At 37.4% G+C, this 17,008-nt stretch carries 11 protein-coding genes and 1 pseudogene; 3 read left to right on the forward strand and 9 right to left on the reverse strand.

The genetic code is table 11. The features are described from left to right. Positions 1 to 11: 11 nt before the first annotated feature. From arsS to ABVM52_RS08045, 7 genes and pseudogenes are all read right to left on the reverse strand, one after another. Positions 12 to 1,067, reverse strand: a complete 1,056-nt coding sequence (gene arsS / locus ABVM52_RS08015; protein WP_405384896.1) for an arsenosugar biosynthesis radical SAM (seleno)protein ArsS — start codon at positions 1,065 to 1,067, stop codon at positions 12 to 14. Positions 1,068 to 1,277: 210 nt separating this feature from the next. Continuing rightward, the gene (locus tag ABVM52_RS08020) at positions 1,278 to 1,613 is read right to left on the reverse strand and encodes an arsenosugar biosynthesis-associated peroxidase-like protein (RefSeq protein ID WP_082642972.1); all 336 of its coding nucleotides are present in this window, start codon (positions 1,611 to 1,613) and stop codon (positions 1,278 to 1,280) included. Positions 1,614 to 1,850: 237 nt separating this feature from the next. Next, positions 1,851 to 2,513: pseudogene (locus ABVM52_RS08025) on the reverse strand (metallophosphoesterase family protein); the annotation flags it as partial. After that, the gene (locus ABVM52_RS08030) at positions 2,468 to 3,808 is read right to left on the reverse strand and encodes a sodium:solute symporter (protein WP_405384897.1); all 1,341 of its coding nucleotides are present in this window, start codon (positions 3,806 to 3,808) and stop codon (positions 2,468 to 2,470) included. The pseudogene ABVM52_RS08025 and the gene ABVM52_RS08030, both read right to left, overlap by 46 nt. 68 nt (positions 3,809 to 3,876) lie before the next feature. Next, complete coding sequence (locus ABVM52_RS08035) at positions 3,877 to 5,304, reverse strand: SusD/RagB family nutrient-binding outer membrane lipoprotein (protein WP_405384898.1); 1,428 nt, start codon at positions 5,302 to 5,304, stop codon at positions 3,877 to 3,879. Positions 5,305 to 5,314: 10 nt separating this feature from the next. Further along, complete coding sequence (locus ABVM52_RS08040) at positions 5,315 to 8,518, reverse strand: SusC/RagA family TonB-linked outer membrane protein (protein WP_405384899.1); 3,204 nt, start codon at positions 8,516 to 8,518, stop codon at positions 5,315 to 5,317. Positions 8,519 to 8,570: 52 nt separating this feature from the next. Then, positions 8,571 to 9,260 (reverse strand): DUF2064 domain-containing protein, encoded by a 690-nt coding sequence (locus tag ABVM52_RS08045; RefSeq protein WP_405384900.1) that lies wholly within the window; start codon positions 9,258 to 9,260, stop codon positions 8,571 to 8,573. 374 nt (positions 9,261 to 9,634) lie between these two features. Here ABVM52_RS08045 and ABVM52_RS08050 point away from each other — a divergent pair, with 374 nt between their 5' ends. Further along, positions 9,635 to 11,149, forward strand: a complete 1,515-nt coding sequence (locus ABVM52_RS08050) for a Do family serine endopeptidase (protein ID WP_405384901.1) — start codon at positions 9,635 to 9,637, stop codon at positions 11,147 to 11,149. Positions 11,150 to 11,226: 77 nt separating this feature from the next. Continuing rightward, complete coding sequence (locus tag ABVM52_RS08055; RefSeq protein ID WP_405384902.1) at positions 11,227 to 12,000, forward strand: patatin-like phospholipase family protein; 774 nt, start codon at positions 11,227 to 11,229, stop codon at positions 11,998 to 12,000. Here the strand turns inward: ABVM52_RS08055 and ABVM52_RS08060 are convergent. Both ABVM52_RS08060 and ABVM52_RS08065 read right to left on the reverse strand, forming a co-directional pair. Continuing rightward, the gene (locus ABVM52_RS08060) at positions 11,997 to 13,847 is read right to left on the reverse strand and encodes an SLC13 family permease (protein WP_405384903.1); all 1,851 of its coding nucleotides are present in this window, start codon (positions 13,845 to 13,847) and stop codon (positions 11,997 to 11,999) included. The two genes, ABVM52_RS08055 and ABVM52_RS08060, sit on opposite strands and share 4 nt — an antisense overlap. 238 nt (positions 13,848 to 14,085) lie before the next feature. Continuing rightward, positions 14,086 to 15,135, reverse strand: a complete 1,050-nt coding sequence (locus tag ABVM52_RS08065; protein ID WP_405385115.1) for a 2Fe-2S iron-sulfur cluster-binding protein — start codon at positions 15,133 to 15,135, stop codon at positions 14,086 to 14,088. A 359-nt stretch (positions 15,136 to 15,494) separates the two neighbouring features. Between ABVM52_RS08065 and ABVM52_RS08070 the strand changes: the two genes are divergently transcribed. Continuing rightward, the gene (locus ABVM52_RS08070; protein WP_405384904.1) at positions 15,495 to 16,964 is read left to right on the forward strand and encodes a DUF5687 family protein; all 1,470 of its coding nucleotides are present in this window, start codon (positions 15,495 to 15,497) and stop codon (positions 16,962 to 16,964) included. Positions 16,965 to 17,008: the final 44 nt, after the last annotated feature.

A 17,008-nucleotide genomic window follows, 5' to 3' on the forward strand; every position in this document is an offset into this window, starting at 1 on the left:
TTCTATTTCTATCAAGCCACCGTACCCTGGCAACTACTACCTGCACCTGCAGTACACCCATAACAATGTTGGGAAATGATGATGTTTCTATCGTTCAAAATATCTTCATTGTAATCTTTTATATGCTTTACCTTGCTCGCTACCTTCAAATCTAGCATTTGGTTAAAATCACAATCGTACAACCATCCGTCCCAACTAATAGAAATGGTATTGGTACACATAACATTGGCAACTGCAGACGGATTGTAAGCTTCTACTAACGCATACATATAATCTTCATAATTCTCCGATGCTATCAAATAGTCCAAGAAACGTGCTATTGGTAAATTGGTAATGGCAAATAGGTTGTGAAACTGAATATCAAAATCTTCTTTTAAGGCTTTTTTGAAATCCTTTTCCATCGCAGCCTGATCTCCCGGTAAATACGCTCCTGATGGATTATAGACCAAATCCAATCGTAAATCGCTTCCTGGCATACCATAGCCTCTTTCATTCAGTTCTTGCAATGCCTTGATCGATTTGTCAAAAACTCCGTCTCCTCTTTGCTTATCCGTTTTACCTCTGGTGTAATGGGGCATAGATGAAATAACATGAACGTTATGCTTTTTAAAGAAATCCGGCAAATCATAGTATTTCTTATTGGCACGGATAATCGTGAGGTTGGAACGAACAATAAAATCCTTAATTCCGGCTTTTGCCGCTTCCTCCACAAACCATCTAAAGTCTGGATTCATTTCTGGCGCTCCACCGGTTAAATCTAGGGTATGTGCCCCCGTGTTTTTTATCACCTCTAAGCATTGCTGCATAGTTTCACGGGTCATGATTTCCTTACGGTCCGGACCGGCATCTACATGGCAATGCTCACAAACTTGGTTACACATGTAACCTACATTGATCTGTAGAATCTCTAGTTTTTTAGGGCGTAAAGGAAAATGGCCTATTTCGGCAATTTTATCCTTAAAATATGGAAGCTCGCCATCAGCAAATATGCCTCCGTTCAATATTTCTAATTGCTTGTTGGAAACTGCTAAATCGTTTCCCTTTGCTTTTAATGATTTTGTAGCCATTTTTTAGTTGTTCGTTGTTCGTTGTTCGTTGTTGGCATGTTGTAAATGCTTCAAACTTTAAACTGACAACAATTAATTTCTTGTTCTTAACCATGGATATTCATAATGAATACTCCATTGCAATATTTTTATAAACTAGCTTTAATTTCAATGATGATTATTAGAGAAGGCTGCTACGAACAACCATCAACCAATAACCAACAACGAAATTTACATGGACAATTTATTATATTTATTCATCATCTGTACACCATGCACCAATGTCGCACCACCTTCAATTGCAGCACCTACATGGACAGCCTCCATCATTTCTTCTTTGGTTATTCCTTTCTGTAAGCCGTCTTTGGTATAGGCGTCAATACAGTACGGGCATTTAACTACGTGGGAAACTGCTAAGGCAATAAGCGACTTTTCCCTAGCACTTAGTGCTCCTTCTTCGAAAACCTTACCATAATAATCGAAAAATTTAGTGCCTAGCTCTTCGCTCCACTCTGTAATTTTTCCAAATTTTCTTAAATCTGCCGGGTCATAATAGGTATTAGCCATCTTTTTCTGAGTTTTAGTTTGTATTGTATCTTTTTGTTCTTGATTAAAATAAATTGGTATTCCCTGTCCCATTTTTTCCAGTTCAGGAAGTATTTCCATATTGTCCCAAATACCAGAGGTAAGTGTATCGCCATATGCTTCGGGTAAATGGTTTTTGTACATTAATTTTTGTGCGGTTTCGGCATCGTATTCAAAAAAATGGTGGGTATAAATTACTTCACCATCTACAATATCCAACATCATATACCAAACCCTAGGTGTACCGTCATTTGCCGGCATGCCAATAACCCCAGGATTTAGCCAAACACTTTCTTTTATGGTTTGATGAAAAGGTAAGCCGCAATGTCCCGCAACAATAATATCACTTTTGGTCTCTTCAAAACAACGTTCTTTACTAGCTGTGGCGTTAGATTTAAATATGAATTCTGAAGTGTTGCCATAATTTCCGTGCACTATGGTTACTTTTTTATTGCCATAATCAAAACTGATGTATTCAGGAATATTCTTCATCCAACCTAAAGACTCTTGGGATAAATGCCCTTTGGTATAGGGAAACCACATTTTTGAAAAATCGTCACAACGGCTACCACTTTTAAAATCGCACCCACAATCTTCGCTATTATTGGCCAATTGTAATTCTACATTGCCAGCTATGGTGATCGCACCCCATTTATGAAACAATTGTACGGTTTCTTCGGGTTGGGCGCAATAGCCCGTTATATCGCCGGTACTAATGCAATTTTCGGGTGGAATGCCTGCCTCGTTAGCAATCTGGATCAATTTTTCCAGTGCCTGTAGATTGCTGTACACGCCTCCAAAAAGTAATAACTTTCCGGTTTTAGTGCCCATATGTTTTATTTCTTTATCCATGTAGGTATCATATAAACTGTAAGGCAGCATAAAATGCCCCAAAAATTAATCCAAAGTAACGAGGCATACTTGCCTGTTGTAAATATTAAGTCAGACGGAAACCAATTGAATATTAAAAGGAAACCAAAAAGTAATCCTGTAAAAATACTCAGGTGAAAACTCACTTTTGATGCACTATCTTTCCAAAATAGAAATACGGGGGTTAACCCTATGACCATAGTGCCACTAATGGTCGTTGCCGATAGAATTTCGGCATCTAAAAAAACAGGAATCGTACCAACTACTGCAACCGCTAACATGGACCAACGACCAAATTTTACCGTATGACCGAGATTTAGGTCTAATGCCAATAGTTTAGAAAACGATGAAAAGGTAGAATCTAAGGTAGATGCTGCGGAGGTAATCATTATAAAATTGATGACCAATAGAATAACGGTGCCAAAAGCCTTGCCTACCTGTACCGCTGCCTGACCTTGCATGCCTTGCGATTGTGCATAAACACCAATGATGCTAAAGAGAATGATACAAATAGCACCAAGAACACTTGCCCATAAAAAACTCTTTAATGTAACCTTGGGACTACTGATAAACCCTCTGTCGGTTAATACAGGATCATGAAAGGGATAACTGAAAGATTGCAGTAAAGCAGCAAACAATAAATTTAAACCGGTTTCAAAAGACCAAACACCTGAATAGATAACTTCTGTTGTATGTATTGCATTGTCATTTCCGAAAATAGTGAACAATATTACCGCTAAAAGTATAGAAAACAACCCCATTTGGAAAACATCGGTAAAAATTGAGCTGCTCATGCCGCCTTTTAATACATATGCCAAAGTTAGTCCGGTAAAGACTAAAATGGACCAGTAATAGGCGCTAGAACCTATATCTCCAAAATAAGTTCCTATAACCATAGTATTACTCCATACTTCATTAAATAACCGGAAAGCAATAAGAATGGAAAATACCGTTACCGCGGTTTTGCCAAATTTTGAGGAAAGAAAATGATGTATACTAGTATACTTACCATGCAGCCTCATTTTATAGATAACAATACCGGCAACTGCAAAAGACAAGTAATAACCCGCATAGGCAACACCACCTACAATACCGAAGTCCAATCCTAAATTGGCGGCATTGGTGATGCTTTTGGCGAATATCCATGAGATGATCAAACTACCCATTAACATAAACGCATTGGGCGCTTTCTTTTTTTGAACCGCCTTAAAAAACTGACTGGTATCTTTTGCCCATGGGGAAAGAAAGAACAACATCAAACTTGATGCTATCACCAATCCCCATTGCCAAATTTGTACTTCAGTCATTGTTTTTAATTCGTTAAATATTTAGGTCTCGACTGCGCTCGACCAGACATTATTTTTAATTCGCACCTCTATTGCTCATCCCACCAAACAGGAACATTAATACTATTGCCATCAGTGTTATTTGAAGCTTCGGTATAATTGGCATTATTTAAAGCTTCTTCTTCAGCAGGGTAAGGCATACGTATAGGAATCAAATCATTGTTCAAACTTGCCGAAATAGTTTTTAATTGCGGAAAACCTGTTCTTCTATATTCGATCCAACCTTCATAACCGTTTATCGAATTTGCTATCCATTTTTGTGTGATGATATTTTCTAAAGGATTCCCGTTGGTCAGCGCAGCATTAGCTGTTAGGTAATCTTCAGGGAGGTCTACCTGCCAATAGGCAAATGCCTGTGTTATGCCGGTATTGTATAAAGTTTGGGTATCTGCAGAAATGAATCCTCTTTCGGCAGCTTCGGCCAATAGAAAGTGGGTTTCCATGCTAGTCATGAAGTTGGCGTCTAAAAGTCCCGTATTCTCTCTGAAAATAGTACCTAACAAAGAGTAATCAGCTACCGATACTCCCGCTGAGGCATCAATCCCATTTAATAGTCCGTTATAACCGCCATCCGTGTTATTGGCAAAAGGTTGGTATAAGCGTGCAATACGTGGGTCGTTTAAATTGGTCAAAATTTCATCCATTGTTTCAGAAAGCACATAATTATTAAAATCGCCTACTCTTAGTTGCGCCAATCTAAAACTATTTGGTTCACCATCGGTAAAGTTGAAAATGGCGTTTTCACTGTTTTCATCTATAAAATTTCCTTCGGTAACCAAGGCTTGTAACTGTGGTGCGACATCAACCTTATTAGAAACTCGCATCAGATATTTAATCTTTAAGGAATTGGCGAATTTGACCCATCCATCTAAATCGCCATTAAATAATATATCGCCCTCTAAAGCTATGGTACCTGAATAATTCTGAATTGCTAAAACTCCCTTGTCAAGATTGTCGAATATGCCTCCTTCATCCATATAAATTGACTCCTGACTGTCGTAGGACGGAGTAACAGTTTCGGTATCTCCCTTAAACGCTTCAGAATAGGGAACGTCTCCAAAAAGGTCGGTTAACCCAGCTGCCATATACGCTTTCATAATCCTTGCCGGTCCTTCATATACAGCATACGCCGCATTCTCTTGAGACAAATTCAATATAATTTCATTATCCCTTAAATTTTGATAGAATATGGGCCACGGATTACCACCCAGTTGGGGCGATTTTAAATCGTGCCTGTCAAACAGGTTAAAATCCAACGCCGTGCTGTATTGACCTAAAAGGTTACCTGCGGTAAAACCTTCATAGGACATTTGTTCGCCAAAATCGTAGATTACCTGTCTCAATAAAAGACTTGGTTGCACCGTAACAGGGTCATTGGTATTTGTATTAATTTCTTCAAAATCTTTTGTACAGCCAACGACCAACAATAAGACTAGAATGCTATATATATGTTTCATTTTCTTTTTCTTAAAAATTAAATCCGGCTTTAAAACCTATACTTCTTGTAGTGGCGTATGACATATCTTCAACACCGCTAATAAAGCCTTGCCCTTGCACTGCCAATTGTTCTGGGTCAAAATGAGGATTCTCTGTAATGGCAAACAAATTTTTACCAATTAGGGATAAACTCAACGTAGCATTTTGGTTGAATAGGTTAAGGTTATCAAACGTATAACCAAGGGATATTTGTCGCAATTTTAAAAAGGATGCGTCATAGGTATTGTTTTCCTCATGGTTTCTGTCATAAAATTGTCTGTAATAACTTTCTGCAGTTACTGCAACGGTATTTGGTGTATATACAGGATTGTCGGCAGTGCCTGTATTTACAACGCCTTCGGGAACAATACCTTCTTCTGGTCTAAAAGCGGTTTCTGCCAATTGACCACCAACATTACCTAATGCCCTTGTTCTAGAAACAATGATACCTCCTTGTCTCCAATCCAAAAGAAAGCCCATGTTCCAGTTTTTATAATTAAATTGATTGTTGAAACCCAACATAAAATCAGGATTGTAATTTCCTAATTTTTGTAGTTCATTATCGGGTATGTATCTGCCCTCATCCGTTAAGATAAAATCACCATTTTCATTCTTTAGATATCCGGTGCCATACAAATCACCAACGCGACCGCCTTCTTCCGCTTGTAAAAATACCGTTTGGTTTTGACTGTCGTAAATTCTAGAGTATGCCAATGTTAATCGGCCTTCTTCTTGTGGCAAGCTTTCTACAGTAGCTCTATTGGTGCTAAAGTTTAAGGTGCTGTTCCATTTAAAATCTTGATTAATAATGGGTGAAATACCCAGTATAATTTCCAGCCCTTTAGAACGAACCTCTCCGCCATTGACGACCTGTTGCGTATACCCAGAGGAGATACCTATGGGCAATGAAATAATTTGGTCTTTGGTCAAAGCGTTGTAATAGGATATATCAAATCTTAGTTGATCGCTAAAGAAACGTAGATCTGCACCAACTTCAAAAGATGAAGTACGCTCTGGCTGTAAATTTGGATTAGCAATGGTATTGGAATTGCTAAATGTTGGTTGACCGTTAAACGGTGTTTGCGCTACAAATGCTCCTGTAGTTTGGTAAGGGTCGGTATCATTCCCTACTTGCGCCCAACTTGCCCTAAGTTTTGCAAATGATATCGCCTGAGGCAACTCTATCGTATTGGATAAAATATAACTACTGGATACCGATGGATAAAAGAAAGAGGTATTGTCTACCGAAAATGGCGTAGCCAATGCACTAGACCAATCATTTCTGCCAGTAATATCTAAAAACAAGTAATCTTTATAACCCAACTTAGCCAATCCATATATACTATTTATTCTTTTATTGGATTCAAATTCAAAAACCTCTATAGGCGAGGCCGCATTGGATAATCTAAAAATACCCGGTTGTGCCAAACTCGTGGTCTGTGATTGCGAGGTAAACGCTTTTTGGTCCAATCTGTTTCCGCCTAATGAAACATCGACTTTTACATCGTTAAACTGATTGGTATAATTTAATAGAAAATCTGTATTTATTTCTCTAAAAAATACATCGTGTTCAGCATAACCACCATTGGCAAAGCGGTTAGAACTATAAGCTCTTCGCAATTGGCGCAATTCACTGGAGTAATCCATACCAGTTCTTATAGACGCTGTTATATGGTCTGTAATGTCATAACTGGCGGATACATTTCCGAAAACCCGATCTCTATTAAAAGAGTTTCTGTTTTCATACAGAATAAAATAAGGATTGTCAAAATAGGTATAGTTAAAAGAATATTGTTGCACGCCTTCCAGTCCGGGTTGCCAATAATTTTTTAGATTATTGATGTTTAGGGAACGCGGCCCCCAAGCCACTAAAGAATAGTTTACATTTTCAGAACCATAACCGTTAGAAGGACGATTATCACTTTTAGAATTCACGTAATTGATAGATGAATTGATGCGAAATTTATCAATCGGTTCAAAATTAAGTCTTGCGCTAATCGTTTGTCGGTCAAGATTAACCCCAGGAATAATGGATTCGCTTCTTAAATCGGTGAAAGAAAGACGATAATTACCTGTGTTAAATCCGTTTGATATAGCAATGTTATTCATCAAGGTAGTACCCGTTTCGTAAAAATCCTTGAGGTTATCTGGGTGAGAGTTGAATGCTGTGGGAGTAATGGCGATACCGCTATAAAGGGCAGTGTCTCCACCACGTACTACCGTTCCGTCTTCTAAGGTAACGGGACTATCATATTGGGGAATTAAATTCCCCACATCTAAACGTGGTCCCCAGCTGTAGGTAATCAGGTCATTGGTTCCACCACCTAATCCGTCTACAAAAGCAAACTCACCGGAGTTGCCTTGTCCGTATTCATTTTGAAAATCGGGCAATTGAAAGGCGGAATCCACAAAGAAACTGGTGTTGTAACTAATACCCAGCCCTTTTGTATTCTTACCGGTTTTAGTTTCAATAATGATAACTCCGTTAGATGCTCTAGTACCATAAAGGGCCGCGGCACTGGGACCTTTTAAAACCGATACTTCGGCAATATCATCTGGGTTTACCTCCATAGCACCGTTTCCAAAATCTATTTCTTGAAAACCGGCAGCCGTTTCATTGGTAAAATTAAAGACCGAATTGTTGTTGATCGGAACACCGTCTACCACGAACAACGGATTGTTATTGGAGAAAGAGGCTTCTCCACGGATGGTAATTTTAGAGGAAGACCCTACGCCTGTAGCCCCTTGGTTTATGGTAACACCCGCGAGCTTACCCGATAAGTTATCAAGGAAATTGACCGATTTTACTTCGGTAACTCCCTTAGCATCCAGGCTTTGCACCACATAGCCTAGTTCTTTGGTTTCTCGTTTTAACCCTAATGCGGTCAAAACCACTTCATCCAGTACTTCAGAAGAGTCATTTAGAATGACATTTATTGTGTTTAGATTATTAATTGGAATTACTTGTGTTTTATATCCTAATACAGAAAATTCTAATGTACCCGAAAGATTAGGTACATCAATGGTATAAAAACCATTTTCATTAGTGGTGGATCCTGTCAACCTACCGGATACTATAATATTAACGTAGGGTATGGTATTTCCATCGGTATCGGTAACGGTACCTGTAATTGTTTCTTGAGCATTGACCATATTTATCATAAACAGGGTCAACACTAGTAATAAGTGTTTCATATATAGCTTTAGAATGAGATTTCATTTATCCAACTATTGGATAATGGGGGATTTAGATAAATGAAACTACAGGAGAGCCTTTGTTGAAATTGCCGCTGGCGGTGTAGCGCTGAATAAAGTTATCTAGTGTATAGTATAGGTTCTTAATAAGGTTCAAAATCCTAAGGATTACTAGCAATAACGGTGTTGACAAGCTATAGGAAAAAGATAAAATAGACTTTAAATCGTTTTCAGTGTCAAGGTCTTGTAGTACGGGAAGTTGAACAATGCCTAATGAGTCTTTTTTTAGGAATAGAGAAATTTGTTGGTAAAGATCACATTTTTGCCAAGGTAGGTTTTTAAAACCCTTCCTATCAAAATTACTCCTTTGTAAGCCCAATAAATAAAATCCGCCATCAATTGAAGCACCTATGACCGGTTTTCCCAAAGATAATTGTGTTGCGGTATATTTTAAATGACGTGTTTTTAAATGTGGCGTATCATTCCCAATTGCTATGATATTCTCAAAACCTTTATCAAAAACATTGGCTATGGCATTGGTAAACCGTTCTCCAAAAGTTGTGCCTAGTTGTTCTTTCTCTGTAAAGTGGTAAACGGGTAAACCTGTCCTTTTTGCTTTGAGCAGGGTTGCTTTGGTAAGGTTGTCGAACAGTTTTTCACTACGTATAATAGATTTATTTGCCAATTCTTGTTTAGCGGAATTCGCGAATAATAATATGGCTGTACTGTTCAATGAATTCATTGGGCAGAAATGTTTCTTGTTTTTAAACTTACGTAAAAAATTTTCAATGGTTTATTTATTTTCTACAATTACCGAATTTTATGCATGATTTTAATGACCAATAAGTCAAATTGTCAGTTTAAACTGATCGGTCGGTTTTAGTGTTGTAATCAATATGTTTTCCTTTTCCATTTTTCGTAGTTGGTTGAATAAAAACCGATAAACTGTCGTAGAGTTTCATCAAAAAAGCATCAAAATTCAGCTTACAGACCGTTTAGTCTAAAAAATCCCTTAAAATTTCATTTATTTTAAAAATATTTTAGCATTTATAACTAGCCTTGTGGCACACCTCTTGACCATATGTGTGTAAAAAATATTATTTAAATTTATATCATATGAAATCAAATACAACTACTAAAAGTACTTGGAAGATATATTTATTTTCTGCTTTAATTGCCCTAGCTGTTAGCTATGGAGTAATTGAGTTGACTAAAGAAGAACCTAAGGCGTCTACGGGTGTAACCGTAGTAGAATCTGTGCCAGGAAGTCGTGTTTTGTATACCGCGGATAATGATGGAAACATTAAGCCATTGGATTTTACCGATACTTCAGAAAAAGTATTGGATGCGGTAGTCCATATTAAATCTACACAAAACGGATCTTCCTATAGTAACCAAGGCGCTCGTGAACTTCCCGACCCGTTCAAGGAGTTTTTTGGTGATATGTTCAAAGGTCAAACGCCTGATGGCATGCATTCCAGACCACGCGTTGGTACCGGTTCTGGTGTCATTATCAATGATAAGGGTTATATCGTTACCAATAATCATGTAATTGATAATGCAGATGAAGTTGAGGTTACCTTATATAACAATGAGTCGTATAAAGCAACCGTAATTGGTACGGACCCAACTACAGATTTAGCGCTGTTACAGATAAAGGCGGATAATCTAAAAACCATGGCATTGGTAAACTCTGATGATGTGGAAGTAGGTGAATGGGTTTTAGCTGTTGGTAATCCTCTAGGATTAAATTCAACGGTTACCGCCGGTATTGTTAGTGCCAAGGCCAGAAGTATCCGCATCAACACCGATAAGTTTGCCGTAGAAAGCTTTATACAGACCGATGCGGCCATTAATCCAGGAAACAGTGGCGGTGCATTGGTAAACCTTGATGGAAATTTAGTGGGTATCAACACGGCTATTGCCAGTAGAACAGGAACCTATACCGGTTATGGTTTTGCCGTTCCCAGTAACATTGTAACCAAAGTAGTGGAAGACCTTTTAAAGTATGGCAATGTGCAACGTGGAATGTTAGGGGTAACCATACGTACTATGGATAGTAATTTGGCAAAGGAGAAAGACGTGGACTTTACCAAAGGTGTTTGGGTAGAACAAGTTGGTGAAGATAGTGGTGCAGATTTAGCAGGTATTGAAGCCGGGGACATCATTGTAAGTGTAAATGGTAAGGAAACGGCCACTTCCCCTAGGTTACAGGAAATAATTGCCGGTAAAAGGCCCGGTGATAAAGTAATGGTAACCGTTAACAGAAACGGAAAGGAAAAGGAGTTAGAGGTAGAACTTCATAATTCCCAAGGAGGTACAGATATCATTAAAAAAGAGAAGAAAGAGGTGTTTAACTTACTGGGTGCCGATTTTGAAAACTTAGATAAAGACCTTGCAAAAAAGTTGGATATAGATGGTGGAGTACAGGTTACTAAACTATATCCGGGAAAAATTAAGAAGGAAACACAGATGAGGGAAGGGTTTATTATCACCCACATTGACGGAAAACGTGTTAAGGATATCAACGATATTGCTTCTTTGTTGGAGAATAAAAAAGGCGGAGTAATGCTGGAAGGGGTTTATGAAGACGGTTCTAAATATTATTATGCCTTCGGATTGGATTCATAGTCCGCTATAATGATTAATTTTATGCCAGGTGGTAGTTGTTTCCACTTGGCATTTTTTTTGAAATTAATTCTATATAGATGCAAATACGTTCAAAATCCATAGGGTTGGTATTATCAGGCGGTGGTGTGCGCGGTATGGCACATATAGGTGTAATTAAAGCAATGCAAGAGTTTGGCCTTGAAGCAACGGTAGTTGCCGGTAGTAGTGTTGGGGCTTTGGTAGGTGCCTTGTATGCGGCGGATAAGTCTGTAGTAGATATGCTACGATTCTTTAAGGAAACACCATTGTTCAAGTATAATTATTTTGCCGTAGCCAAACCCGGACTTTTAAATACCGAACGGTTTATAGATGCATTTCTCCAATATTTTCCGGAAGATAGTTTTGAAGCCCTTAAAAAAGAATTATTCGTTGTTGCCACTAATCTGGAACAGGGAGAAGAAGTGTTCATAAATGAAGGAGCGTTAATTCGTGCCCTATTGGCATCTGCCGCCTTACCGCCAGTTTTTAGTCCCATAGAATATAATGGCGCCCTACATGCTGATGGGGGTATAATGAATAATTTCCCGGCAGAGCCGGTGGTAAAAAGAGTAGATTATGTTATAGGCAGCAATGTATCTCTAGTAGCTAAACTGGATAAGAAACATTTGAATAATTCATTTCAATTGACGGGTAGGGTTACCGGATTAATGATCTATGCCATAAATAGGGAAAAAATAAACAATTGCAATCTGGTCATTGAGCCTCCAGAATTGGAACATATTGGCATTCTTGATCGTAGGGGTATTGAAAAAGCATATGCCGTAGGCTATGAGACGGCGGTGCGCAAATTGAGTACAGTTTTAACGGATTAATTCAGCATAGTACTTAATAATAACGTTCCAACGACCCATAGTACCAAAGAAATTACTCCACCGATTACCAAAAAGTGTTTAAATTTATAGATACCCATACTATAAATCAAAGCATTGGTTTGATATCCTAAAGGAGTAAAAAAACTAAAATTAGCGGCGAACATGACACAAAGTATAAAAGGCTTTGGGTCTAGGCCCAACCCACTAGCAATTGAAATTCCAATAGGTGCCATTATAATTGCCGTGGCATTATTGGATACTACACTACTTAATATCATAGTGGTCAAAAACAATAACCCAATTATAAATATTGGTTGCTGACCAGCCATTAAGACCAATAGTTCTTCGGTAATCCATAGGTCAGCTTTTGCATTGCTCATGGCAATACCTAAGGGTATCATACCGGCCAACAGGAAAATAATTTGCCAATTTATTTTTTGATAAATTCGGTTCAGTTCCACGCATTTAAAGAGTAGCATGGCCAACGTTCCGGTTATAACACTGGTCATTACCTCAAAAACTCCTGTTGCTGCCATAGCTATGGTTACAATGAGAATTAAAATGGATAAATTTCTTTTGAACGGAGTAGCAGGAGTACGGCCTTCGTATTGGTTCAGTACCGCTAAATTATTACTGTTTTCAAAATTGGAAACATATTCAGGCTTTGTTTGTATCAGTAACCGATCACCTATATTCAGTTTAGTGAACTCATGATTGCTTTGGTGCAATCTGTTTTTAAGAATACGTAATTTTTTACGCTTATTGACTGCAAGTGGCAAAGCCCTTGGGATCAACATGGTTTTTAGTTCCGTTAAATTGCGACCAATAAACCGGGACCCTGGTAATAGCAATAATTCTAATAGTAAATTTTCATCCTTATTTTCAGATTCGTCTTTTTGTTTTTTATCGGAATCTGCTACTTTTTTAATTTGTGTGTTTTTGGTGGATTTGAAATGATCTTTATCCTCTTCCTCCACTTCAAAATAACCTTCGCCGCGCATTTTTTGCAAATTTTCCAAACTGCAATGTAATAGAATGACGTCTTTAGGTTGAATGACCAAATCATGATTCAATAGATTTTGGTCGTAGCCATAGCGTGATAACCGGAGTACCGTGATATCTGCCTCTTTATATAAAAAGCTTTCTCCTATATGTTGGCCAACTAACGGAGAATTTTGCTCAACCGTTAGGGTTAGTAAATAACGATCAAGATCATAGTTATCTGAAAGCTCACCGGTATCTTTTGGTAGAAACCGATAGAAAAGAGCTATAATGACTATGGATAGACCCAAGAAGGTAACCCCCATTAATGAAAACTCGAAAAAACCCAGTTTTTCTCCAGTATATCTCGCAGCAATATTATTGACCAATAAATTGGTTGAGGTGCCCATAAGGGTACAGCTTCCTCCTAGAATACTGGCAAATGATATAGGCAATAATAATTTGCCCGGAGGCAGTTGGTATTTTTCCCGTAGTTCTGCTACGATCTTTATAAAAACGATGACTACAGCGGTAGAACTTACAAATGCCGAGATGCTACCCGCTATAAGCATGATAGCCACAGAAGCTAATACTACGGGCCAATTCTTTAATATTTTTAATCCCTTGGCTAAGTAAGATATGGCACCATTCTCTTCTAGTCCGATCGCTAAGATCATTAGACATAAAATGGTAATTACGGCCTTATTAGAAAAACCGCTAACAGCCTCTTCTGGAGTAACCAATCCTGTTAATAGCAATGCGGCTATTATGCAGAAGGCAATTTTATCCATTGGAAAAACTTCAAAAGCAAACAGTACAATGACCGCAGCGATGATGATAAACACACCAATGATTTCTATGGACATACCAAAATGGAATTGAAAATACTATCAAAGATATTTCAACGCCCCATGAAGGGTGACTCAATCAAATTAAATATTGACTTTGATCGGGTTAATAAAGTATAAAGAAAAACGTCATTACGAACGCAGTGAAGTAATCTGCTGAATAGTTACTACTATCTTTCAGATTACTTGTGTCTCGCAATAACGTTTTAATGTAAGTTTTATGTCTTTTAAGTATTCCCTTTAGAAATTAAAAGACTTAAACGTCATCATAATCTACTTTTATCGTAGGTGTAGTGGCATGCGCTTGGCAGGTAAGGATAAATCCGTCCGCAATTTCTTGGTCGGTCAAAATTTGGTTCATGACCATTTCGGCCTTTCCTTCGGTTACTTTGGCAATACAGCTACTACAAACTCCGCCTTGACAGGAATATGGAGCATCAATATTCTCTTTTAGAACAGCATCAAGAATTAAGGTTTTCTTATCCATAGTAAACTCAAATTCTTCATCATCAACAAGTACGGTAACCGCAGTTTGACCATCAGCCTGTATGGGTAATTCCTCTTTTATTTCCGTTGGTGTAAAAAGTTCAAAATGAATTTTATCTTTATCCACTTCGTTTTCTATCAAAGTGTCCTGTACTAAACGAATCATTTCTTCTGGTCCGCATAAATAATATCCATCAAAATCAACATCTTTATGCTTATTCAACAAGGCATAATTTACCGTTGAGGTATCTATTCTACCGAATAAAGCCTTGTCTTCCCTGGTTTGACTATTGGTGAAGTAAACAAAAAACCGATTGGAATATTCTAGCTCTAATTTTACTAAATCGGTATAGAACATAGTCTCTTCGTAAGATTTGTTACCGTAAACCAATACAAATTTGTTCTTAGGGTTACTATCTAAAACAGACTTTACAATGCTCATAATAGGGGTAATACCGCTACCTGCAGCAAAAGCGGCAATATTCTGTACTTCTTTAGAAGAATTGAAAACAAAACGACCTTCTGGCTCCATTACCTCTAAAACATCACCTACTTTTAATTGAGTATTAGCATAATTGGAAAACCCGCCATTATCTACTTTTTTGATGCCAATTGTGATGCCATCTTTTTCAGGAGATGAACTAATGGAGTATGCTCTTCTAAGTTCTTTTCCCTTAATTTCTTTTTTAATGGTGATATACTGACCCGCCGTAAAGGTGAAAGTCTGTGCCAATTCTTTTGGAATTGAAAACGTAACGGCAACAGAGGTTGGCGTTAATTTCTTGATATGTTTTACCGTTAATGGGTGAAATTGCGACATATGTTCATTTTCTTTAAATCGATTTACAAAATTAAGCATGCTTTTGCGATATCATATGACATTTGTCAAAAAAGTCTAACGTTCAATGGCTTTTACAGCGATTATTTATGGTTTAATGCAAAAAAATTGTGTTGAGTTTACAGATGTCAATAGGTAAGCTAGGATTTGGTATGGTTATGCTTTAATTAAAAGTAAAAATATGCAGTTTCTTTCTGGGAAGGGGCAAATGAAAACACTAATCATTAATTTTCGTTCATTTATAGTTAATATCATCAATGGTAATTGATAGATTCTCAAAATAGTTTGTAACATTTTATAGGCTTTTATTACTTATATCATGTACCATTAAAACCAACCCTATGTTCAAACGCTTTTCTTCTTTACAATGGAAATCCTTTTTTAGGTCTTCCAACCTTGGTAAGAGTCTAGGTATTAAAATCTTAATGGGTTTTTTTGGGGTCTATATGCTTTTATCACTTGCAGGTACGGGTGCGGGCTTGTATTTCATTCTTAAGAAAATCTTTCCGGATCAAAGTCCCATGTGGAGTATTAGCCAATATTTTGTGTATTGGATATTGATTGAATTGTTCCTAAGGTATTTTATGCAAAAATTACCCGTAATGGACATTAAACCATTTTTGACCACTCCGGTAAAGAAAAGTACAATTGCACATTACATTTTGGGCAGGTCCTCAGCATCTATCTATAATTTATTAACGCTTTTCGTTATTGTACCCTTTGCAATTGTATTGTTGTTTCATAGCTACCCAGTGCTTAATGTGCTATTATGGGTACTATCGGTAATGGCCTTGGTATTAAGCATTAATTATTTAAATCTTCTTATTAATAAAAATGAGAAAGTTCTTATTGCAATAGCCTGTATTCTTGTTGTGGGCTATGGTTTGGATTATTTTGGAGTTTTCTCTGTTAAAACATTCTTTGCCCCTGTTTTTCATGCGTTGTATGCATATCCTATTACGGTGGTCGTACCTATAGCTGTGGCAGTATTGATATACGTTATTAATTTCAGATACTTACGCAATAAAATTTATTTGGATGCCACCTTAAAGCCTAAGTCCGTAGCCGCTAATACGTCAGATATGTCCTGGACAAGAAGATTTGGTGACATGGGTTCTTTTCTTCAATTAGACCTAAAAATGATCTGGCGAAACAAACGAACCAAGTCCCAGGTATATATTTCTTTACTTTTTGTCTTTTACGGCTTGGTATTCTATACCCAGGACATATATAGCAACATGATGCCGATGAAAGCTTTTGTGGGCATATTTATGACGGGTATTTTCTTAAGCAATTTTGGACAGTTTATTCCTGCGTGGGACAGTAGCTATTATAGTATGATGATGTCTCAGAACATTCCTATGCGGAAGTATTTGGATTCAAAAGCTTCATTGATAACCGTAAGTGTAGTAGCCATGTTTTTCTTGACTATCCCTTATGTTTACTTTGGTTGGGATGCGCTAGCCATAAATTTTGGTTGCGCCCTATATAACTTGGGAGTAAATATACCGGTCATTTTATATTTTGGTTCCTTTAATAAGAAAAGGATAGAACTAGATCAAAGTCCGTTTGGTAATATGCAAGGTACCAGTGCCACGCAATTTCTTATAATGTTACCCGTATTGGTAGCGCCCATCATTATATTTTCTATCTTTTATTTCATTTTTAATTTACAGGTAGCGGTAGTTGTATTATCGGTATTGGGTGTTATCGGTTTTTCTATGAAAAATTATTTGTTGAATAAGATTACGGAGCAATACAAGAGAAAAAAATATGGAATGATTGCTGGTTTTAAGGAGAAAGCTAGTTAAGCTTTACCCAATTATCGCATAACAACCATCCAAATAAAATAGAA

The organism is Maribacter sp. LLG6340-A2, from assembly GCF_045057105.1.
Lineage (GTDB): Bacteria > Bacteroidota > Bacteroidia > Flavobacteriales > Flavobacteriaceae > Maribacter.